This window comes from Pseudarthrobacter sp. J47 (genome assembly GCF_049810315.1).
Lineage (GTDB): Bacteria > Actinomycetota > Actinomycetes > Actinomycetales > Micrococcaceae > Arthrobacter.
This window is the reverse complement of record NZ_CP187358.1, coordinates 1,873,315-1,893,226: the sequence shown is the minus strand read 5'-3', so window position 1 is coordinate 1,893,226 and position 19,912 is coordinate 1,873,315. Positions and strand designations below refer to the sequence as shown.

The 19,912-nt window shown below is 64.5% G+C and carries 15 protein-coding genes and 1 pseudogene; 5 read left to right on the top strand and 11 right to left on the bottom strand.

The window, feature by feature from the left end:
* Positions 1-24: 24 nt before the first annotated feature.
* The 5 genes from ACPJW8_RS08565 to ACPJW8_RS08545 form a co-directional block, all read right to left on the bottom strand.
* Positions 25-693: a lysophospholipid acyltransferase family protein gene (locus tag ACPJW8_RS08565; protein ID WP_330188749.1), complete on the bottom strand. Its 669-nt coding sequence runs from the start codon at positions 691-693 to the stop codon at positions 25-27.
* Positions 680-1,390: an HAD hydrolase-like protein gene (locus ACPJW8_RS08560; protein ID WP_330188748.1), complete on the bottom strand. Its 711-nt coding sequence runs from the start codon at positions 1,388-1,390 to the stop codon at positions 680-682. The genes ACPJW8_RS08565 and ACPJW8_RS08560 overlap by 14 nt, the downstream gene beginning before the upstream one ends.
* Positions 1,391-1,480: 90 nt before the next feature.
* Positions 1,481-4,408, bottom strand: a complete 2,928-nt coding sequence (uvrA, locus tag ACPJW8_RS08555) for an excinuclease ABC subunit UvrA (RefSeq protein WP_330188747.1) — start codon at positions 4,406-4,408, stop codon at positions 1,481-1,483.
* A 73-nt stretch (positions 4,409-4,481) separates the two neighbouring features.
* The gene (locus tag ACPJW8_RS08550; protein ID WP_330188746.1) at positions 4,482-4,862 is read right to left on the bottom strand and encodes a GntR family transcriptional regulator; all 381 of its coding nucleotides are present in this window, start codon (positions 4,860-4,862) and stop codon (positions 4,482-4,484) included.
* A 3-nt stretch (positions 4,863-4,865) separates the two neighbouring features.
* Entirely contained in the window at positions 4,866-5,645 is a 780-nt protein-coding gene (locus ACPJW8_RS08545) for a trans-aconitate 2-methyltransferase (RefSeq protein WP_330188745.1), read from the bottom strand.
* Between the two features lie 104 nt (positions 5,646-5,749).
* On the opposite strand from ACPJW8_RS08545, the gene ACPJW8_RS08540 reads away from it, so the two are divergent.
* From ACPJW8_RS08540 to ACPJW8_RS08530, 3 genes are read left to right on the top strand one after another with little or no spacing between them, the layout of a single operon-like run.
* Positions 5,750-8,275 (top strand): DEAD/DEAH box helicase, encoded by a 2,526-nt coding sequence (locus ACPJW8_RS08540; RefSeq protein ID WP_330188744.1) that lies wholly within the window; start codon positions 5,750-5,752, stop codon positions 8,273-8,275.
* A gap of 23 nt (positions 8,276-8,298) precedes the next feature.
* A complete protein-coding gene (locus tag ACPJW8_RS08535; protein ID WP_330188743.1) occupies positions 8,299-8,799 on the top strand; it encodes a GNAT family N-acetyltransferase in 501 nt (166 codons plus the stop codon).
* On the top strand, positions 8,792-10,129 hold the full coding sequence (locus ACPJW8_RS08530; protein ID WP_330188742.1) for an alpha/beta fold hydrolase: 1,338 nt from the start codon (positions 8,792-8,794) through the stop codon (positions 10,127-10,129). The genes ACPJW8_RS08535 and ACPJW8_RS08530 overlap by 8 nt, the downstream gene beginning before the upstream one ends.
* Here the strand turns inward: ACPJW8_RS08530 and ACPJW8_RS08525 are convergent.
* The 4 genes and pseudogenes from ACPJW8_RS08525 to coaE all read right to left on the bottom strand — a co-directional run.
* A complete protein-coding gene (locus ACPJW8_RS08525; protein WP_330188741.1) occupies positions 10,115-11,455 on the bottom strand; it encodes an MFS transporter in 1,341 nt (446 codons plus the stop codon). The two genes, ACPJW8_RS08530 and ACPJW8_RS08525, sit on opposite strands and share 15 nt — an antisense overlap.
* Positions 11,456-11,477: 22 nt before the next feature.
* Positions 11,478-12,506, bottom strand: a complete 1,029-nt coding sequence (locus ACPJW8_RS08520; RefSeq protein WP_330188740.1) for a TerC family protein — start codon at positions 12,504-12,506, stop codon at positions 11,478-11,480.
* 166 nt (positions 12,507-12,672) lie between these two features.
* Positions 12,673-14,775: an excinuclease ABC subunit UvrB gene (uvrB, locus tag ACPJW8_RS08515; protein ID WP_330188739.1), complete on the bottom strand. Its 2,103-nt coding sequence runs from the start codon at positions 14,773-14,775 to the stop codon at positions 12,673-12,675.
* A gap of 80 nt (positions 14,776-14,855) precedes the next feature.
* Positions 14,856-15,461 (bottom strand): annotated as a pseudogene (coaE, locus tag ACPJW8_RS08510) (dephospho-CoA kinase); the annotation flags it as partial.
* Positions 15,462-15,483: 22 nt separating this feature from the next.
* On the opposite strand from coaE, the gene ACPJW8_RS08505 reads away from it, so the two are divergent.
* Complete coding sequence (locus tag ACPJW8_RS08505; RefSeq protein WP_330188738.1) at positions 15,484-16,194, top strand: YigZ family protein; 711 nt, start codon at positions 15,484-15,486, stop codon at positions 16,192-16,194.
* Complete coding sequence (locus ACPJW8_RS08500) at positions 16,178-16,675, top strand: GNAT family N-acetyltransferase (protein WP_330188737.1); 498 nt, start codon at positions 16,178-16,180, stop codon at positions 16,673-16,675. Before ACPJW8_RS08505 ends, ACPJW8_RS08500 begins: the two co-directional genes overlap by 17 nt.
* A gap of 159 nt (positions 16,676-16,834) precedes the next feature.
* On the opposite strand, the gene rpsA is transcribed toward ACPJW8_RS08500, so the two are convergent.
* Together rpsA and ACPJW8_RS08490 are read right to left on the bottom strand one after the other, a co-directional pair.
* The gene (rpsA, locus tag ACPJW8_RS08495) at positions 16,835-18,313 is read right to left on the bottom strand and encodes a 30S ribosomal protein S1 (protein WP_330188736.1); all 1,479 of its coding nucleotides are present in this window, start codon (positions 18,311-18,313) and stop codon (positions 16,835-16,837) included.
* Positions 18,314-18,509: 196 nt separating this feature from the next.
* Positions 18,510-19,802 (bottom strand): GNAT family N-acetyltransferase, encoded by a 1,293-nt coding sequence (locus ACPJW8_RS08490; protein ID WP_330188861.1) that lies wholly within the window; start codon positions 19,800-19,802, stop codon positions 18,510-18,512.
* Positions 19,803-19,912 lie beyond the last annotated feature (110 nt).

Here is a 19,912-nt window from a genome sequence, read left to right as displayed (position 1 = left end):
GGGCCGGCGGCGGAATTGGACGTGTCAGTCAACGCTCTTGCTCTGGTTGTAGCTGGTTGAGCGTTCCTGGCCGGTGAGTTCAGCGATCGCGTCCATGATTTTATCGGTGACCTGGCGGCGTGCCGGAAGGGAGTGGTCGGGGCCGGTTTTGTCGAAGTACAGCGGCTCGCCGACCTTCATCAGGAAGTGCTGGGGCTTGACCGCGTTCTGGCCGGCGGGCTGCAGGTTTTCGGTACCGATAAGTCCCACGGGGATCACGGGTGCACCGGTGGTCAGTGCCAGCCAGCCCACACCGGTGCGGCCGCGGTAGAGGATGCCGTCCCGGGACCGGGTGCCTTCGGGATAGATGCCAATCCCCTTGCCGGCTTCCAGGATGTCCAGGAGCGTCTTGAGCGCCTGGACGCTGGCTGCCTGCTCGCCGCGCTCCACCGGAATGGAGCCCACGGCTTCGAAAAAGGATTTCATGACCCGGCCCTTAACGCCGCCGGTGGTGAAGTATTCGGCCTTGGCAAAAAACGCCACAGGGCGCGGCATCAATGCCTGGACAATCACACTGTCCAGGAAGGACAGGTGGTTCGGGGCCACAATGAACGGGCCGTCCTTAGGCACGTTTTCCAGTCCGACGACGGTGGGCCGGCACGTGCTGGAAATCAGTCCGCGGGTGGTCCATCGGATTGCATCAAACAGCGCCATTGGTCTCCTCCTGAACAGTGACAGCCGCGAACGCGGTAAGGGTTGCGACGGCGGCTGCGACCTCTGCCGGTTGATCCACCAGTGCCGCTGCCCCTGCGGCCTCCAACTCACCGTCTACGGCGAATCCCCACCGGACGCCGATGCAGTCGATCCCATTGGCCAATGCACCGGCGACATCCTGGGCGCGGTCACCGACCATCACGGCCGCCGCAGTACCGAGGTCCAGCAGCGCCTGGCCGATGATTTCCTTCTTGCCCAGGTGCACGCCGGCCAGTGTTTCGACCTCCGAGGAACCCCGGATGCTGGTGAAGAAGCCCGCCAGGCCGTGGTGTTCAAGCACCACGTGGGCAAGTCCCTCCGGCTTCTGCGTGGCCACGGCGAGCGTGTGCCCCGCAGCCTGGAGTTCCGTCAGGAGTTCCCGTACGCCCGGGTACACGCGTCCCTGGCCAATGCCGGTGGACCGGTAGTACTCACGGTAGAGGCGGATGGTCTCATCCAGCAGGTCCGCCGGGACTCCCACAGTGTTGAGAAGGGCATCACTGAGCTTCGGGCCAATCATGGACTGCAGGACCTCCGGGCCGGGGACCGGCATGCCCACGGCAGCAAGCGCCGCCGCAATTCCGTCCTGGATACCACCTGCCGGATCGACAAGAGTGCCGTCAAGGTCAAAGATTACGGGCACTGTTGAGAGAGTCACCGGCTTAGTTTCTCACGACAGCACTCATGCCGGAAACTCGCATGCCCGACACGGAATATTTCCGGGACGATGCAGGAGCCCACAGCCCCGTCAGTGCAGCAGGTCCGCCAGGAACGCGGCTGTATGGCTCTCCTTTGACTTCGCCACCTGCTCAGGAGTTCCCGTGGCCACTACCCGGCCGCCACCGGAACCGCCGTCCGGACCGAGGTCCACGATCCAGTCGGCACTCTTGATGACGTCCAGGTTGTGCTCGATGGTGATCACCGTGTTGCCCTTGTCCACCAGGCCCTGCAGCACCAGCAGGAGCTTGCGGATGTCCTCGAAATGCAGTCCGGTTGTGGGCTCATCCAGGACATAGATGCTGCGCCCGTTGGACCGCTTCTGGAGCTCCGCAGCCAGCTTGACGCGCTGCGCCTCACCACCGGAAAGCGTGGTGGCCGGCTGGCCCAGGCGCACATAACCGAGGCCAACGTCCACGAGCGTGTTCAGGTGGCGGGCAATGGGCGAGAAAGCAGCGAAGAATTCCGCGCCTTCCTCAATGGGCATGTTCAGGACGTCAGCGATGGTCTTGCCCTTGTAATGCACCTCAAGGGTCTCCCTGTTGTACCGCGCACCGTGGCAGACCTCGCAAGGGACATAAACATCCGGCAGGAAGTTCATCTCGATCTTGAGCGTGCCGTCACCCGAGCAGGCCTCACAGCGCCCGCCCTTGACGTTGAAGGAGAACCGGCCGGGCAGGTAACCGCGGACCTTCGCCTCGGTAGTCTCCGCGAAAAGCTTGCGGATGTTGTCAAAAACGCCGGTGTACGTGGCCGGGTTCGACCGCGGAGTGCGGCCAATGGGGCTCTGGTCAACATGGACCACCTTGTCCAGGTGCTCCAGCCCCTGCACCGTCTTGTGGCGCCCGGCCACCTGCTTGGCGCCATTGAGCTTGTTGGCCAGGACCTTGTAGAGGATTTCGTTGACCAGCGTGGACTTGCCTGAGCCACTTACGCCTGTCACGGCGGTGAAGAGGCCCAGCGGGAAGGACGCCTCGACGTTGAGCAGGTTGTTTTCGCGGGCTCCAACAACCTTGAGCTCACGCTTTTTGTCATATTTACGCCGCTTGGCCGGGACCTCGATCTTCCTGCGTCCGGAAAGGTAATCGCCGGTCAGGGAGTCCTGGTTGGCCAGGAGTTCCTTGTAGGTTCCGGAGTGCACCACCTGGCCGCCGTGTTCGCCGGCGCCGGGCCCGATGTCCACCACCCAGTCGGATGCCTCGATGGTGTCTTCGTCATGCTCCACCACGATCAGGGTGTTCCCGAGGTCACGTAGGCGGGTCAGGGTCTCGATGAGCCGCCGGTTGTCCCGCTGGTGCAATCCGATGGACGGTTCATCCAGGACGTAGAGCACGCCCACAAGGCCGGAACCGATCTGGGTGGCCAGCCGGATGCGCTGGGCCTCGCCGCCGGAAAGGGTGCCGGCCGGACGTTCCAGGTTCAGGTACTCCAGGCCGACATCCAGCAGGAAGGTCAGGCGGGCCTGGATCTCCTTGAGGACCTGGTGGGCAATCTGTGCCTCACGGCCCGTGAGGACCAGCTCGTTGAGGAACTCCGCGCACTGGCGCAAGGGCAGAGCTGCAACATGGGCAATGGATTTGCCGTTGATCAGCACAGAGAGCGATGCCGGGTTTAGCCGGGCGCCGTTGCACGCCGGGCACGGGACCTGGCGCATGTATTCCTCGTAGCGGTCGCGGGCCCAGTCCGAGTCTGTCTCACCGTGCTTGCGGTGGACGTACTGGATGGCGCCTTCGAAGCCCGTGCTGTACTTCCGTTCGCGCCCGAAGCGGTTCTTGTACTGCACAACAACCTTGTGGTCCTTGCCGTGCAGGACTGTCTGCCGGATGTCCGAGCCGAGATCCTGCCACGGAGTGTCCATGGAGAAGTGGAGTTCCTTGGCCAGGCCTTGAAGGAGCCTGTTCCAGTACTCGGTGGTGGCAGTGCCCAGGGACCACGGTGCAATGGCGCCTTCGGCAAGGGAGAGCTCCGGGTTGGGGATGATCAGTTCTTCATCCACTTCCAGCCGGGTGCCAATGCCGCTGCACGCTGCACAGGCGCCGAAGGGATTGTTGAAGGAGAAGGACCGCGGCTCGATCTCGTCAATGGCGAGCGGGTGCTCATTGGGGCATGCCAGGTGCTCGGAGAACGCCCGCAGGCGACCGGGGTCTTCAGCGTCGACGTCGACGAACTCGGCCAATACGCGTCCTTCGGCGAGGCCCAGTGCGGTTTCAACGGAGTCCGTCAGCCGCTGGCTTATGCCCTCCTTGACGACGAGGCGGTCCACCACAACCTCGATGGTGTGCTTGTACTGCTTGCCCAGTTTGGGCGGTTCGCTGAGCTGGATGAGCTCGCCGTCCACCCGGGCACGCGAGTATCCCTTGGCTGTCAGTTCCTTGAAGAGGTCAACGAATTCGCCCTTGCGCCCGCGCACCACCGGCGCCAGGACCTGGAAGCGGGTGCCGTCTTCGAGTTCGAGGAGCTGGTCCACAATCTGCTGCGGCGTCTGCTTGGTGACCGGCTCGCCGCAGACCGGGCAGTGCGGCCGTCCGACGCGGGCCCAGAGGAGGCGGAGGTAATCGTAGATTTCGGTGATGGTGCCCACCGTGGACCGGGGGTTCTTACTGGTGGACTTCTGGTCGATGGAAACTGCCGGGGAGAGTCCTTCGATGAAGTCGACGTCCGGCTTGTCCACCTGGCCCAGGAATTGCCGCGCGTAGGCGGAAAGGGATTCGACGTAGCGGCGCTGGCCTTCGGCGAAGATGGTGTCGAACGCGAGCGAGGACTTTCCCGAACCGGACAGGCCCGTGAAGACGATCATGGCGTCGCGGGGCAAATCCAGGTCCACGTTGCGCAGGTTGTGCTCGCGCGCGCCCTTAACCACCAGCCGGGTCAGGTCAGGGCGGTGGCTTGCGGCGTCTAGGACGGACCCGTTGCCGGGCAGGGATTCGACTGCTGTTTCTTCAGCTACGGCTTTAGGCACGCTTCCAATGCTAATCGAAAACTTCTTCGAACTTCTATCCGACGGCGGGCTGACGCCGGGAAGGGGGTGTTGGTTAGTCCGCGTCGTAGGCGGCGGCCAGGAGCCGGACCGCTTCGGCAAAGGAAACACCCTGTTCCCTGGCCACAGCCGCGTAGCTGGCTGCCGCTTCCGAGAGGACTCCCTGCCGGCTGTCGCGCGCGCTGACCAGGGTCCCGTTCCGGCCGTGCGTGGCCACAACGCCGGCCAGTTCCAGCTCCTTGTAGGCCCGCGCCACGGTGTGCGGCGCAACGCCAAGCTGGCCAGCGAGGTTCCGCACTGCCGGCAACCGGGATCCCGGAGGCAACGTGCCATCGTCGGCAAGCTGGATAATCCTGAGGCGGAGCTGCTCGAACAGCGGCACGCTGCTGCCGGTATTGGGCAGCCAGGTTCCAGGGAAGGATGGTGTACCAGCCATGGCTCAGCCCGCTTTCCGCGCTACGGCGAAGATCCGGCGGAACGGAAACACCGTTCCGTGGGCCGTGGGCGGATAGGCCCCGGCCACCAGGCGGGCGTATTCGTGTTCAAATTCGATGCCTTCCCCAGGCGTCAGGGCAGCCAGTACCGGCCGCAGGGCTGTGCCGCGGACCCACTCCAGGACAGGGTTCTCCCCCGTCAGCAGCTGCTGGTAGCTGGTCTCCCACGCGTCGGCGGTGCATCCGGCGTCGAGCATGATCTCAAGATATTCGGCAGGTTCTGCCACAACATCCTCATGCCGCAATACCCCGCCCAACTTGTCCGCCCATCGTGGGGAGTCAGCGAGCCCGCGCATCAGCGCGTGCGACGGTGCACCAAAATTGCCGGGCACCTGCATGGCGAACCAGGCACCGGGGCGCAGTGCGTCCAGCCACTTCGGCAGCAGCTCAACATGGCCGGGGACCCATTGAAGGACGGCATTGGTGACCACAACGTCAGTCTCCGCATCAGGCAGCCAGGTTCCGACGTCGGCTAATTCAAAACTTAACCGCGGGCTCCCGTCAGCGTGCGTAGCGGCACGGGCCAGCATCTCCGGGGACGAGTCCAGGCCCACTACCCGGGCGGCCGGCCACCGCTCGGCGAGCGTGGCCGTCAGATTTCCCGGCCCGCAGCCAAGGTCCACCACCTTCGCGGGATCGTCCGCAAGGATCCGCGCCGTAAGGTCAAAGAACGGCCGGTTGCGGTGGACTCCGAACTGGACGTACTTGGTGGGATCCCATTTCACTGTGCACTCCTTGGCTGCCTGCGGTTCAACTCTTTCGCTACCGGGAGCCTAACCCCTGGATCACCCGCCCGGCGCCACGATCAGGGGCACTAAGCTGGAAATCAATGAATCTCGTTGACCAGCTCCCTTCCGCGGCCGCCGCCGACCCCGACGTCCTCTACGCCAATTTCCTTGACTGGACCCTGTCCAGGGGAATCGACCTGTATCCGGCGCAGGATGAGGCCATCATGGAGCTGGCCACCGGAGCCAACGTCATCCTGGCCACGCCCACGGGTTCCGGGAAGTCGCTGGTGGCCATCGCGGCGCATTTCCAGGCCATGGCCAGGGGCCAGCGCAGCTACTACACCGCGCCCATCAAGGCGCTGGTGTCCGAGAAGTTCTTTGCCTTGTGCGAGATATTCGGCGCGTCCAACGTAGGCATGATCACGGGCGACTCCGGCGTCAACCAGGACGCCCCGATCATCTGCTGCACGGCCGAGATACTGGCGAACACCGCCCTGCGCGAGGGCGCCGGAGCGGACCTCGGCTGCGTGATCATGGACGAGTTCCACTTCTACTCCGATCCGCAGCGCGGCTGGGCCTGGCAGGTGCCGCTCCTGGAACTCCCGCAGGCCCAGTTCCTCCTGATGTCCGCCACCCTTGGCGATGTCAGCCGGTTCGAAAAAGGCCTGACCGAGCTGACCGGGCGCTCCAGCAGCACCGTCAGTTCAGCGGAGCGGCCCATTCCCCTGCATTACTACTACCAGCAGACGCCCGTCCACGAAACGCTGGAGGAACTGCTGAGCACCCGGCAGGTGCCCGTCTATGTGGTCCACTTCAGCCAGATCGAGGCCATTGACCGCGCCCAGACCCTCATGAGCATCAACGTCTGCACCCGCGAGGAAAAGGACAAGATCGCGGAGCTGATCGCCAACTTCCGCTTCGCCGCAGGTTTCGGAAAGACCCTCAACAGGCTGGTACGCCACGGGATCGGCGTCCACCACGCCGGCATGCTTCCCAAGTACCGCCGCCTCGTGGAACAGCTGGCACAGGCCGGGCTGCTGAAGGTCATCTGCGGCACTGACACCCTGGGCGTCGGCATCAACGTTCCCATCCGTACCGTCCTGCTCACCGCCCTGAGCAAGTACGACGGCGTACGCACCCGGCTGCTGAACTCCCGTGAGTTCCACCAGATTGCCGGACGCGCGGGCCGGGCCGGCTACGACACCGCCGGGACCGTGGTGGTCCAGGCGCCGGAGCACGTCATCGAAAACGTCAAGGCCATGGCCAAGGCCACCGCCAAGTTCGGGGACGACCAGAAAAAGCTGCGGCAGGTGGTGAAGAAGAAGCCGCCCGAGGGCTTCGTTTCCTGGGGCGAGCCAACCTTCAAGCGGCTGGTGGAATCGGTGCCGGACCCGTTGACCTCCAGCTTCACCGTGACGCATTCCATGCTGATGAACCTCATGGAACGGCCCGGCGATCCCTTCACGGCAGCCCGCAGGCTGCTGACGGAGAACCACGAGTCCAGGCCCGCCCAGCTGAAGCTTATGAAGAAGGCCCTGGGAATCTACCGGGAGCTGCTGGCCGCCGAAGTGGTGGAGCGGATTCCGCCGGAAGAGCAAGGAGCTGACGGCCGGACCGTGCGGCTTACCGTGCACCTGCAGGCCAACTTCGCCCTCAACCAGCCGCTCTCCCCCTTCGCGCTTGCCGCGCTGGAGCTGCTGGATCCGGAGTCGCCGTCGTACGCCCTCGATGTGGTCTCGGTGATCGAATCAACTTTGGAGAAGCCGCGACAGATCCTTTCCGCCCAGCTGAAGAAGGCCCGCGGCGAGGCCGTGGCCGCCATGAAGTCCGACGGCATCGAGTACGACCAACGGATGGCCCTGCTGGACGAGGTCAGCTACCCGCAGCCGCTGGCGGAGATGCTGGGCGAAGCGTTCGAGGTCTACCGCCGGGCCGCCCCCTGGATCGGCGACTTCGAACTGGCCCCCAAGTCGATCGTTCGTGACATGTATGAGCGCGCCATGAACTTCGGTGAGTTCGTGCAGTTCTACAGCCTGGCACGCTCCGAGGGCATTGTGCTGCGTTACCTGGCGGACTGCTTCAAGGCCCTGCGTCAGACCGTGCCCCAGGACATGCTGCGCGATGACCTGGAGGACCTCATTGCCTGGCTGGGCGAGCTGGTGCGCCAGGTTGACTCCAGCCTGCTCGATGAATGGGAGGAGCTGACCTCCGGCGCGGCACCTACGCCCCATGACGCACCGCCCCCGCCACCGCCGTCACTGACCTCCAACATCCGGGCTTTCCGGGTGATGGTCCGTAACGAGATGTTCCGCAGGGTGGAGCTGTTCGCCGATGAGGATGCAACAGCTTTGGGCGAGCTCGACGGCGGCACGGGCTGGGATTCGGAGCGCTGGGAAGATGCCCTGGACGACTACTTCGACGAGCACGACGACATCGGAACAGGCCCTGACGCCCGCGGTCCCGGACTGCTGATCATTACCGAGGAACCGGGCATGTGGAAGGTACGGCAGATCTTCGAGGATCCTGCGGGCAACCATGACTGGGGCATTTCGGCCGAAGTGGACCTGGCGGAGTCGGACGAAACGGGCACGGCAGTTGTCCGCGTGACCGACGTCAACAGGCTCTAAGGTGCCCTAGTAAGCTTTCGGGCATGAGTGTAATCCGCCCTGCAACAGTTAACGACGTCCCCGCAATCCTCCGGATGATCCATGACCTAGCCATCTACGAAAAGGAACCGGACGCCGTCCGCAACACCCCTGAAATGCTCACGGATGTCCTGTTTGGCGACAATCCCAGGGTGTACGCAACCATGGCGGAGAACGCTGCCGGGGAAGTCCAGGGTTTCGCCATGTGGTTCCTGAACTATTCCACGTGGGAGGGCGTCCACGGGATCTACCTCGAGGACCTTTATGTCACCCCCGAATCCCGTGGTGAGGGACACGGCACCGCACTGCTGGAATACCTGGCCGCGACCGCCGTCGAACGCGGTTACGCCCGTGTTGAGTGGAGTGTCCTGGACTGGAATGAACCATCCATCAACTTCTACCGGAACCTTGGTGCACGCCCCATGGACGGCTGGTCCACGTTCCGCTTGACCGGCGATGCCCTGAAGCAGTTCGCAGGCCGGGCAACGGTGGACGCCAGTGCCTGAGGGCATCCGCCACGAAGTCCGTGCCCGCCATGAATTCCGCGGCCTCCGTACAGCAGAGCACTACTTCACCGTGCCGCTGGACCATTTTTCCGCGGATGGCGGTTTTTCCGGCGGTGAAGCAGAGGCCATCACAGTCTTTGCCCGTGAACTGAGTTCCACCACGCATACCGAAGAGGAAGCCCGGCAACTCCCCTGGCTCCTGTACTTGCAGGGTGGTCCCGGCGGGCGGGGTAACCGGCCCACCTCGCTGGGCGGCTGGATGAAGGCAGCGGCCAGGCAGTTCCGAATCCTGATGCTGGACCAACGCGGCACCGGCCTGTCCACGCCCGCAGACCGTACCACGCTGCCGCTGCGCGGAGACTCCGCAGCCCAGGCCGCCTACCTTGCACACTTCCGTGCGGACTCCATCGTTGCCGACGCCGAACTCATCCGGGAGGCCCTCGGCTCAGCACCATGGACCATCTACGGGCAAAGCTACGGCGGGTTCTGCGCCCTGACCTACCTGTCCTTCGCCCCCGAAGGCCTGCGCGAGGTGCTTATCACCGGCGGCCTGGGACCCCTGTCCGGCCCGGCAGACAACGTCTACAAGGCGACGTTTGCCCGGGTGGAAGCCCGGAACGCCGAGTATTTTTCCCGCTATCCGGAAGACCGCGCCGCGGTGGACCGGATCGCCGCGCATCTGCGGGAAACACCGGAGTACCTGCCCGACGGCGGCAGGCTCACCGTGGAGCGCTTCCAGATGGTGGGCTCCTTCCTGGGCGGCAACACACGCGTGGATGCGCTGCATTACCTCCTGGAGGATGCGTTCACTCCTGGCCCCGGAGGCCAACGGCTCAGCGACTCCTTCCTGGAACAGGTCTACGGGCTGGTTTCCCGTGCCCAGAACCCGCTGTACGCCCTGATACACGAGTCCATTTACGGGCAGGGGCAGGCCACCTCCTGGTCCGCCTGGCGGGTCCTGGATGACTTTCCGCAGTTCTCACCCAATGCCGCGAGGCTCCTCCTCACGGGAGAGATGGTCTACCCGTGGTACTTCGAGCAGGATCCGGCGCTGGTCCCCCTGCGGGACGTGGCAGAACTGCTGGCGGCCAAGGACGACTGGGGCCGGCTGTATGACCTGGAGCAGCTCGCGGCCAACGAGGTTCCGGTTGCCGCTGCCGTCTACACGGAAGACATCTACGTTGACCGCGACATCTCGCTGGCAACCGCCGCCTCGGTGCGGGGTCTGCAGGTCTGGGAAACGGCCGATTTCCACCATGACGGAATTGCCGACGACGGCGAGGCGATCTTCGGCCGCCTCCTGGGCATGGTGCGGCTAGCCGCTGAATGACACCGGGGCGGCCTGGCGTTCCCTGAGTGCCATGGCCAGGACCAGCGCAAGGACCATGCCGGCCGCGCCCAGCGCCACCATGTTCAGCCCCTGGTAGCCGATCCAGCTCAGGACCAGCCCCGCGGAACCGGCCCCAACGGCACCGGCTGCGCTCATCAGCGTGTCCGAGACACCCTGGACGAGGACCCTGTCCCCCTCCTGGACGCTCTCCGCAAGCAGCGTGGACCCGGCAATGGTGGCAGCCGACCAGCCCAGGCCCAGCAGCACCAGGCCCACTGTGACCAGGGCAGGGGTACCGGCACCAAACCCGGCGCACGCCGTGGCGGCAAGGATGAGGCCATGGCCCATCATGATCGTCGCCGTGCGGCCCACCCGGTCCGTCAACCAGCCCATCAGCGGCGACAACGCGTACATTCCGGCGATGTGCAGGGAGATGGTGAAGCCGATCAGGGCAAAGGCATCAGTGCCCATCGAGTGGTCGTGGCCGCCGCCGGACGTGCCCTGTTCGCCAAGGATCTGCAGGTGGAGCGGGGTCATGGACATCACGGCCGCCATGCAGGCGTGGGCCGTCACGATGGCGGCCAGCGCCATCATGGCCTTGGGGGAATCCCGGACCGCGCGCAGGCCATGCCGGAGGGACTGCCTCTTCAGTACTGCCGGCGGCGCCCCGGCTGCCGCAAGGTCTACCCTGCGGCGTTCAGCGGCATACAGAAGCGGGTCCGGCCTCAGCCCCACGGCGATCAGCACGGCAGCCAGGAACAGGCCCGCCACCGAAAACAGGAACGGTCCGGAAATTGCGGGCAGCCCCAGCGCCTCGCCCAGCACCGCGCCGGGCTTGATCAGGTTGGGCCCGGCCACGGCACCTGCTGTCACGGCCCAGACAACGATGGCCAGGGACCTGCCGCGCTGTTCGGGTTCTGCAAGGTCGACGGCGGCGAACCGCGCCTGGAGGTTTGCTGCCGTGGCGATGCCCAGAAGTGCAGACCCCGCCAACAGGAGGAAGAAGCTTGCCGCCACGGTGGAAGCCACCACCAGCAGGGCTCCTGCCAGTCCTGCCAGGAGGCCTGTCATCAGGCCCATGCGGCGTCCGCGCCTCCCGGCCAGCCCGGCCAGCGGCATGGCTGCAACAGCCGTTCCCAGCGTCATGATGGTAGTGACGGACCCTGCCCAGGCGTCAGAGCCGGACAGCTGGACGGCCAGGAGGGAACCGACGGAGAGGGTGGCGCCGTTGCCGATGCCGCTGAGGAGCTGCGCGCTGCTGAGCACCAAAACAGTACGGCGCTGGACCCGTTGCAGGTCCAGCGCCGTAGTGGGAAATGAAGTCATTCCCTCAGCATAGTCAAGGGCACTACTCGGTCTCGCTCATGCTCTTCCTGGCGTCCTCTTCGAGACGGGAATCGATCGCCGCCTGCTTGGCAGCCGGGCTGAGCAGGCTGGCGATTACGGCGATGATAATGGTGCCGACGATCACGGACAGGGAAACCCAGGTGGGAATCTCCGGTGCCCATTCGATGTGGTGTCCACCGTTGATAAACGGCAGCTCGTTCACGTGCATGGCGTGCAGGATCAGCTTGACGCCGATGAACGCGAGGATGACGGACAGTGCGTGCTTGAGGTAGATCAGGCGGTTCATGAGCCCACCCAGCAGGAAGTACAGCTGGCGAAGGCCCATCAGCGCAAAGATATTCGCTGTGAACACGATGAAGGCGCTCTGGGTCAGGCCGAAGATGGCCGGGATGGAGTCAACGGCGAACAGCAGGTCCGTGAGGCCGATCGTCACGAAGACGATCAGCATCGGAGTGAAGACCTTCTTGCCGTCAACCACGGTGCGGAGCTTGCCGCCGTCGAACTTTTCCGACATGGGGATGACCTTGCGGATCCGCGCAATCAGCGGGTTCTCGCGGTCCTCTTCGTCTTCGCCCTCGTCCTGGGCCTGCTTCCAGGCCGTCCACAGCAGGAAGACACCAAAGATGTAGAACACCCAGCTGAACTGTTCAATCACAATGGCGCCAAGCATGATGAAGATGCCACGCAGGATCAGGGCAATGATGATGCCCACCATCAGCACTTCCTGCTGGTACTTACGGGGCACCGAGAACCGGGCCATGATGATGATGAAGACAAACAGGTTGTCAATGCTGAGGCTGTACTCAGTGACCCAACCTGCGACGAACTGGCCACCGTATTCCGGACCGGCAAACATGAACATGGCCCCTGCGAACACCAGTGCCAGGGCGACGTAGAACGCCACCCACAGGCCAGCCTCCTTCATGGAGGGTTCGTGGGGGCGGCGGACAACCAGGAGGAGGTCAAACAACAGGATGAGGCCAAGGACGACGAAGGAGCCGACCTCAAACCAGACGGGTAGTTCGAGCACAGAAATATACCTTTCGCAGGGTACGGGCTAACGGTGTAAGTCTCTCCGGCCCGCCTGCGCACTTGGTGCTGAAATGGTGGCCCGCTACGCCCGGCCGGGCAGCTGTGCCTGGCGTGTTGACGATCGTAGCGCTTGGGATACTCCCCTACGTGACCTTAACTGTAGCCTAGGCGTGCCCCGCGGCCTGCATCTGGCGCAGTTCCTTCTTCAATTCGCTGACTTCATCGCGGATCCGGGCAGCCACCTCGAACTGCAGTTCCGCGGCTGCGCCGTGCATCTGCTCGGTCAGTTGCTCGATCAGGCCAACCAGGTCCTCCGCGGGCGCCGCTGCCAGGCCGTCCGCCCTGACCTGGGCCGCGCCCTTCGCGGCGCCGCCCTTAACCCGCTTGGCACCCTTGGCCAGCCGGTTGTTGTTGAGCAGCTCCTGGGTGTCCGCGTCTTCCCGTGCCAGCTGATCCGTAATGTCTGCAATCTTCTTGCGCAGGGGCTGCGGATCCACGCCGTGCTTCGTGTTGTAGGCCACCTGGATGGCGCGGCGCCGGTTGGTCTCGTCGATGGCGTGGGCCATGGAGTCGGTGATTTTGTCCGCGTACATGTGGACCTGGCCGGACACGTTCCTGGCGGCGCGGCCGATGGTCTGGATCAGCGACGTGGAGGATCGAAGGAAGCCCTCCTTGTCCGCGTCCAGGATGCTGACCAGGGATACTTCGGGAAGGTCCAGGCCTTCGCGCAGCAGGTTGATCCCCACCAGGACATCAAAACTGCCCATCCGCAGTTCGCGGAGCAGCTCCACGCGGCGAAGGGTGTCCACGTCCGAGTGCAGGTATTCGACCTTCACCCCGTGGCCGAGGAGGTAGTCAGTGAGGTCCTCGGCCATCCGCTTGGTCAGCGTGGTGACCAGTACGCGCTCGTTCTTTTCAACCCGAGTCCGGATCTCGCCCAGGAGATCGTCAATCTGGCCCTTGGTGGGTTTGACGATCACCTCGGGATCGATCAGCCCGGTGGGCCTGATGATCTGTTGGACGTAACCGTCCGCCTTGCCGAGTTCGTATTTGCCCGGCGTGGCGGAGAGGTAGACGGTCTGGCCGACCCGTTCAAGGAATTCGTCCCACTTGAGCGGCCGGTTGTCCATGGCGGACGGCAGGCGGAACCCGTGGTCCACCAGCGTGCGCTTGCGGGACATATCGCCCTCATACATGGCGCCGATCTGGGGAACCGTGACGTGGGATTCGTCAATGACCAGGAGGAAGTCCTCCGGGAAGTAGTCGATCAGGCAGTGCGGCGCGGTCCCGCTGCCGCGTCCGTCGATATGCCGCGAGTAGTTTTCGATGCCGTTGCAGAATCCCATCTGCTGCATCATTTCGAGGTCGTACGTGGTGCGCATCCGTAGACGCTGGGCCTCCACGAGCTTGTTCTGGCCCTCCAGGACCGCCAGCCGCTCGGCGAGCTCGTCCTCGATGGCCTTGATGGCGCGGGCCATCCGCTCCGGACCTGCCACGTAGTGCGAGGCCGGGAAGACGTACATCTCGGTTTCTTCGCGGATCACCTCGCCGGTGACGGGGTGCAGCGTATAGATGTTCTCCACCTCGTCGCCGAAGAACTCGATGCGCAAGGCAAGTTCCTCGTACATGGGGATGATCTCCACAGTGTCCCCCCGGACGCGGAACGTGCCACGGTGGAAGTCCATGTCGTTACGGGCGTACTGCATGGAAACGAACTTGCGCAGGAGCGCGTCCCTGTTCATTTCCTGGCCCTTGCGCAGGGTCACCATTCCCGCGATGTATTCCTCCGGCGTTCCCAGGCCGTAAATGCAGGAAACCGTGGCCACCACCACCACGTCCCTGCGGGTGAGCAGGGTGTTGGTGGCCGAGTGGCGCAACCGCTCCACTTCCTCGTTCACCGAGGAGTCCTTTTCGATAAACGTGTCCGTCTGGGGCACGTAGGCCTCAGGCTGGTAATAGTCGTAGTAGGAGACAAAGTATTCAACGGCGTTGTTGGGCAGCAGCTCGCGGAACTCGTTGGCTAGCTGCGCGGCGAGGGTCTTGTTCTGCACCAGCACCAGCGTGGGCCGCTGGACCTGTTCGATCAGCCAGGCCGTGGTGGCACTTTTACCGGTACCCGTGGCGCCGAGCAGCACCACGTCCTTTTCGCCGTTCCTGATCCGCTCGGTGAGTTCGGCGATTGCGGCTGGCTGGTCACCTGCCGGCTTGAACTCGCTGATGACCTCAAAGGGCGCTACAACGCGGTTGATTTCCTGCGCAAGACTCATGCTTCCAATCTACCCCCGGCCACTGACAGCCAAGGGGCGGATTCACCGCAGGCGTAAGGTCAGGCCTTGAGGCCGCCGGCTTCGGCCAGCGGGACCAGCCTGGACGTCCACAGGCTATCCACCTGGCGCACCAGGGACTCCTTGGCTCCGGAGTTATCCAGGATGACGTCGGCGGCGGACAGCCGCTCCGCGCGGCTGGCCTGGGCTGCCATCCTGGCGCGTGCATCGTCCCCGCTCATTCCCCGGTGCTCCATCATCCGTTGTACCCGGACATCATCCGGGGCATCGACCACCACCACCACATCAAACGAGGAGGCCTGCCCCGTCTCCACCAGGAGCGGGATGTCCTGCACCACGATCTGCCCGGGACCGGCGTCCGCCGCAGCCTTAAGGAGTTCGGCTGCGCGCGCCCGGACCAGCGGGTGGATGATGCCGTTCAGCTTTTCCCGTTGCACGGGATCTCCGAAGACCAGTGCCCCGAGTGCCGCCCGGTCCAGGCGGCCGTCACCGTCCAGGACACCACTGCCAAAAGCATCCACGACGGCGGTGAGGCCGGCAGTGCCCGGCTCCACCACCTCGCGGGCCAGGGCATCGGCGTCGATGACTACGGCGCCCAGTTCACGGAACCGCGCAGCCACCAGGGATTTGCCGGACGCGATGCCGCCCGTGAGCCCGATCTTCAACATCCCACCAGACTAGACTGATCGGGTGCCTGACGTTGACGCTGCTCCCCGGAGCGAGGAAAGCCGGGCTGTCGTGTACACAACCCTCGCGGCCGGGCAGGACCTCCGCACCGAACTGGAGATCAAGAGATCCAGGTTCATTACAGTGTTGCGCCGCACGGAGACTGAAGCGGCAGCTCGGGACCTGGTGGCAGGACTCCGCCGCGAATTCCACGATGCCCGGCACCATTGTTCCGCGTTTATCCTCGGCCCGGACCGTAGCGTGCAGCGTTCCAACGACGACGGCGAGCCCTCCGGAACTGCCGGAATCCCCATGCTGGAGGCTTTGTCACGGCGGGAAACCACCGCCGGGGTGACAGACCTCAGCGACGTGACGGCCGTCGTCGTGCGTTACTTCGGCGGGATCCTGCTGGGCGCGGGAGGCCTGGTCCGCGCCTATTCCGAATCCGTTTCCACTGCGCTGGACGCGGCCCCGCTGGTGCACCGCACCCGATTGCGGATCTGCGCGGCGGAAGTCCCGCACGCCCAGGCGGGGCGCCTGGAGAACGAGCTCAGGTCCGCTGGGTTCGTTATGGCGGATACCAGCTATGGCGCACAAAGCACGGTGTTGCGCCTGGCCCTGCCGGACGCGCCGGACACGATTTCCGCTGCCGCGGACAGGCTGTTGTCGCTCACCGCCGGCGCCACACTCCTCAAGCCCGAAGGGACGGAATGGGTGGATGTCCCCATCAGCTGAGGTGTCCCTGGCCGGCGTTAATCAGGACGTTCTGGAGCAACTCCTGGAACTGGCCATGCGCGGCGCCGCCCCGGACGAGGTCACTCCCCCGTTGGGCGGCCAGGGCTGGAACCAGGAAAGAATCGACTGGTTCCGGGCCTTCCACCGGGCCGCTGCTGACGGTCTGGACGGTCCGGCTGCGGAGAAAACATGGGCCGTGCTGTGCAACGGAACCGTCGCCGGCTCCATCAGGCTCAAACGCGCCGGCGGTCGCGTGGCTGAGACAGGCATCTGGCTGGGACGCGCCTTCCGCGGACGCGGGATCGGCAGCGCCGCGTTGGGCCTGGTCCTGGCGGAGGCACGCCGGGCCGGCCTCGAACGAGTGACTGCCCACACCACCGCGGGCAACACTGCTGCCCAAAGGTTGTTGGCTGGCACAGGTGCCGCACTGACATGCCACGACGGCGGCGCGGTGCGTGCCGCCGTCGAACTCCCCAAGTAACTCGCACAAAACGCTCTGAAATCGCGTTTTGAGAGCGTTAGCTGCGAGCTACTTGGGCGGGTTGGTTGGGTTGGGCGGGTTGGTTGGGTTAAACACAGCGGGCCCCCGCTTTCGCAGGGGCCCGCAGTGGTTGGCCCGGAAGGTCCGGACCGGTGGCAATTAGTTGCCGGTCAGCTTCTCGCGGAGAGCAGCAAGTGCCTCGTCGGAAGCCAGGGTGCCGGCTCCGGCGTTGGACTCTGCAGCAGGCTCGGAAGAGTAGCTGGTGGTACCCGAATCGCTCTCACCGGACGTTGCGGCAGCAGCGTCGTCGGCAGCGTGCTGGGCAACCTGCTTCTTGTGGGCTTCCCAACGGGTCTGGGCGTCAGCGTACTGCTGCTCCCAGGTGGCGCGCTGGGTCTCGTAGCCTTCAAGCCACTCGTTGGACTCCGGATCGAAGCCCTCCGGGTACTTGTAGTTGCCCTCTTCGTCGTACTCTGCGGCCATGCCGTAGAGAGCCGGATCGAATTCGGTGCTGTCGGCGTCGACGCCGTCGTTGGCCTGCTTGAGGGACAGCGAGATGCGGCGGCGTTCCAGGTCGATGTCGATGACCTTGACGAACAGTTCGTCGCCAACGGAGACAACCTGCTCGGCCAGTTCAACGTGGCGCACTGCGAGCTCGGAGATGTGGACCAGGCCTTCGATGCCGTCTTCGACGCGAACGAACGCACCGAACGGAACCAGCTTGGTGACCTTACCCGGCACAACCTGGCCCAGGGCGTGGGTGCGGGCGAAGGTCTGCCACGGATCTTCCTGCGTAGCCTTGAGCGACAGGGAGACGCGCTCGCGGTCCAGGTCGACCTCGAGGACCTCGACGGTGACTTCCTGGCCAACTTCGACAACCTCGGACGGGTGGTCGATGTGCTTCCAGGACAGCTCGGAAACGTGGACGAGGCCGTCTACGCCGCCAAGGTCCACGAATGCACCGAAGTTGACGATGGAGGAAACGACGCCGGGACGGACCTGGCCCTTTTCCAGCTTGTTGAGGAACGTGGAGCGGACCTCGGACTGGGTCTGCTCGAGCCATGCACGACGGGAAAGGACCACGTTGTTGCGGTTCTTGTCCAGCTCGATGATCTTGGCTTCGATCTGCTGGCCGATGTACGGAGCCAGGTCGCGCACACGGCGCATCTCGACGAGGGACGCGGGCAGGAAGCCACGCAGGCCGATGTCGAGGATAAGACCACCCTTGACAACCTCGATGACGGTACCGGTGACGACACCGTCTTCTTCCTTGACCTTCTCGATGTCGCCCCAGGCACGCTCGTACTGAGCGCGCTTCTTGGAGAGGATCAGACGGCCTTCTTTGTCTTCCTTGGTGAGCACCAGGGCTTCGACCTGATCGCCAACGGAGACAACGTCTCCGGGGTCAACGTCGTGCTTGATGGAAAGCTCGCGGGAGGGGATGACACCTTCGGTCTTGTAACCGATGTCGAGCAGGACTTCGTCGCGGTCGACCTTGACGACGGTACCTTCGACGAGGTCTCCGTCGTTGAAGTACTTGATGGTGGCGTCGACAGCTGCGAGGAAGTCCTCAGCGGTACCGATGTCGTTAATCGCGACTACGGGGGTACCGGGCTTCTCGGTGGAGGTGATGGTCATGTAGTAGGGGCTCCGTTGTGGATAGTGAGTCGGTCAGGTTGACCGCCACCGCCACGCATGGGCGTGGAAGCAGAACACGGCAAAGTGCCGGATCATCCTGATTTGTGGATTATGGTGAAAATAAAGATGCGCGCACGTAGTACACGCCCGTTCATTCTAGTGGAGCCGGGCAAGCCGGGTCAAAGCGCCCGCGTTCCTAGAAGTGCGTCAGGCAATGCACGGGACGTTCGACGGCGAACATCCGGGCCGCGCGGAAGGCCGCCCCGGGCTGGTGCTCACGAATGACGCCTGCCGCGGCCAGCGTGACGGGGTTGACCCCACCCAGGTAGATCGACGACAGCGCCGCTATGTCCAGTTCAAGGTCTGGTTCCCCTCCCGCAGCGCCAGCCGCGCGCACTACTGCAGTGCCGCCGTCGACCTCCAGGACAAAGGTTCCCTGCGCGAATCCCAGCGAATCCGAAACAGCCATGACCAGGCGCCCGTCTGCAGGATAGTGCCGGGCTTCCAGGGCCTTACTGACGTCCAGGATGCGCAGCCACAGCATGTCCCGGGGCTCGGAGGCGGAGACGCAGCGGGCGTCGGCAAGCGCCCAGCGGAGCGGATCGTCCACGGGCGCCTCGGCCCAGGTGACGCGCTCCACGAGGTCAATCGCGCCAAGGTACTGCCACAACTCCAGGTAGGCGTTGTTGCCGGCGGCCACAAGGTCCACTATTTCCATGGTGTGCGGCGTTTCGGACCAGCCGCCGAACTTGTAGGACACATAGCCGTCCACTTCACCGGCGGCGTCGTAGTGCAGCACGACCTTGACCTTGGGGTCCTCGCCACCGCCCCGGCTGACGGAGCCGGAGGCCAGCTGCCGGTAGAACTCCTGGCGGCCCACGGAGCCCGGCGTCAGTGCGTGCACCCGGTCAAACACCGCAGGCGCCAACTCCAGCAGCACCTTCGGATCCGCCACCTCCACGGTCCCGGTTGCCACGTGGTTGAGCACTAACCGGGCGCCTGTATCAACCTTGATGGACTGCTCCAGCGTGGCGACGCCGAATCCGAAGCGGCCGTAAATGGACGCTTCCGAGGCCGTGAGGGCCGCCATAGCCAGACCGTCCTCGCGGGCCTGGGCCAGGTCCTGGCTCATCATGGCCCGCAGGAGCCCGCGCCGCCGGTGCGACGTCCGGACGGTCACCGACGTGACCAGCTGCGCATCCAGGAGCCGGCCGAAGCCAACGTTAAGGGTTTTCCGGAACGTACCGAAAGTGGCCACGGGGATTTCGGCGTCCAGTGAATGCTGCGCCACCGCGCCCTTCTGGTAGACGCCGGTATAGACGCGCCGGTCCACCTTGTTGAACCCGATCATCTGGTCCACCTGCTCGACAGGGCGGCGCTCATCATGGAAGCCGAAGTTCACCGCCTGCGCCCACGCTGCCGACTGCCCGTACCCGGGTTCGTCCTTGGATGCCGGAGTGAACCGGCGGATTTCGTAGTCCCCACTCATTTCAGCCACGCGGTTGAGCCTATCCAAGGGAACCCGCCATCACCAGTCAAATGCGTCCCGTCCGCATCCGAGCTGCGACGCACGGCGCTAATGCGCCCGGCCACCCGAAG

What these genes read in the sequence shown, in the direction of transcription:
- uvrB (WP_330188739.1), bottom strand. Translation starts at nt 14,775, where the DNA reads ATGAGTCTTGCGCAGGAAATCAACCGCGTTGTAGCGCCCTTTGAGGTC.
- ACPJW8_RS08535 (WP_330188743.1), top strand. Translation starts at nt 8,299, where the DNA reads ATGAGTGTAATCCGCCCTGCAACAGTTAACGACGTCCCCGCAATCCTC.
- ACPJW8_RS08565 (WP_330188749.1), bottom strand. Translation starts at nt 693, where the DNA reads ATGGCGCTGTTTGATGCAATCCGATGGACCACCCGCGGACTGATTTCC.
- ACPJW8_RS08500 (WP_330188737.1), top strand. Translation starts at nt 16,178, where the DNA reads ATGTCCCCATCAGCTGAGGTGTCCCTGGCCGGCGTTAATCAGGACGTT.
- ACPJW8_RS08490 (WP_330188861.1), bottom strand. Translation starts at nt 19,802, where the DNA reads ATGAGTGGGGACTACGAAATCCGCCGGTTCACTCCGGCATCCAAGGAC.
- ACPJW8_RS08525 (WP_330188741.1), bottom strand. Translation starts at nt 11,455, where the DNA reads ATGACTTCATTTCCCACTACGGCGCTGGACCTGCAACGGGTCCAGCGC.
- ACPJW8_RS08540 (WP_330188744.1), top strand. Translation starts at nt 5,750, where the DNA reads ATGAATCTCGTTGACCAGCTCCCTTCCGCGGCCGCCGCCGACCCCGAC.
- ACPJW8_RS08550 (WP_330188746.1), bottom strand. Translation starts at nt 4,862, where the DNA reads ATGGCTGGTACACCATCCTTCCCTGGAACCTGGCTGCCCAATACCGGC.
- rpsA (WP_330188736.1), bottom strand. Translation starts at nt 18,313, where the DNA reads ATGACCATCACCTCCACCGAGAAGCCCGGTACCCCCGTAGTCGCGATT.